The following is a 1,647-nucleotide window of genomic DNA, read 5'->3' on the forward strand; positions in this document are numbered from 1 at the left end:
CGGATGGAAAAAATTTGAAATATCAAGTCTCAAGAGTGACTACTATATTCATTACGAATAACAGTTTTAATTCTTTGAGCATCAAGCTTTTTAATTGAAGAGTTTGATCATGGCTCAGATTGAACGCTGGCGGCAGGCCTAACACATGCAAGTCGAACGGTAGCACAGGGGAGCTTGCTCCCCGGGTGACGAGTGGCGGACGGGTGAGTAATGTCTGGGGATCTGCCCGATGGAGGGGGATAACTACTGGAAACGGTAGCTAATACCGCATAACCTCGAAAGAGCAAAGTGGGGGACCTTCGGGCCTCACACCATCGGATGAACCCAGATGGGATTAGCTAGTAGGTGGGGTAACGGCTCACCTAGGCGACGATCCCTAGCTGGTCTGAGAGGATGACCAGCCACACTGGAACTGAGACACGGTCCAGACTCCTACGGGAGGCAGCAGTGGGGAATATTGCACAATGGGCGCAAGCCTGATGCAGCCATGCCGCGTGTATGAAGAAGGCCTTCGGGTTGTAAAGTACTTTCAGCGGGGAGGAAGGGATGAGGGTTAATAACCTTCGTCATTGACGTTACCCGCAGAAGAAGCACCGGCTAACTCCGTGCCAGCAGCCGCGGTAATACGGAGGGTGCAAGCGTTAATCGGAATTACTGGGCGTAAAGCGCACGCAGGCGGTTTGTTAAGTCAGATGTGAAATCCCCGGGCTCAACCTGGGAACTGCATTTGAAACTGGCAAGCTTGAGTCTCGTAGAGGGGGGTAGAATTCCAGGTGTAGCGGTGAAATGCGTAGAGATCTGGAGGAATACCGGTGGCGAAGGCGGCCCCCTGGACGAAGACTGACGCTCAGGTGCGAAAGCGTGGGGAGCAAACAGGATTAGATACCCTGGTAGTCCACGCCGTAAACGATGTCGACTTGGAGGTTGTGCCCTTGAGGCGTGGCTTCCGGAGCTAACGCGTTAAGTCGACCGCCTGGGGAGTACGGCCGCAAGGTTAAAACTCAAATGAATTGACGGGGGCCCGCACAAGCGGTGGAGCATGTGGTTTAATTCGATGCAACGCGAAGAACCTTACCTGGCCTTGACATCCACGGAATTCGGCAGAGATGCCTTAGTGCCTTCGGGAACCGTGAGACAGGTGCTGCATGGCTGTCGTCAGCTCGTGTTGTGAAATGTTGGGTTAAGTCCCGCAACGAGCGCAACCCTTATCCTTTGTTGCCAGCGCGTAATGGCGGGAACTCAAAGGAGACTGCCGGTGATAAACCGGAGGAAGGTGGGGATGACGTCAAGTCATCATGGCCCTTACGGCCAGGGCTACACACGTGCTACAATGGCGCATACAAAGAGAAGCGAACTCGCGAGAGCAAGCGGACCTCATAAAGTGCGTCGTAGTCCGGATCGGAGTCTGCAACTCGACTCCGTGAAGTCGGAATCGCTAGTAATCGTGGATCAGAATGCCACGGTGAATACGTTCCCGGGCCTTGTACACACCGCCCGTCACACCATGGGAGTGGGTTGCAAAAGAAGTAGGTAGCTTAACCTTCGGGAGGGCGCTTACCACTTTGTGATTCATGACTGGGGTGAAGTCGTAACAAGGTAACCGTAGGGGAACCTGCGGTTGGATCACCTCCTTACCTATGTGAAGAT

At 53.7% G+C, this 1,647-nt stretch carries 1 rRNA gene; it reads left to right on the top strand.

The window, feature by feature from the left end:
• Window positions 1–91: 91 nt before the first annotated feature.
• Window positions 92–1,634 (top strand): 16S ribosomal RNA (locus tag NG42_RS21530).
• Window positions 1,635–1,647: the final 13 nt, after the last annotated feature.

This window comes from Winslowiella iniecta (assembly GCF_001267535.1).
Lineage (GTDB): Bacteria > Pseudomonadota > Gammaproteobacteria > Enterobacterales > Enterobacteriaceae > Erwinia > Erwinia iniecta.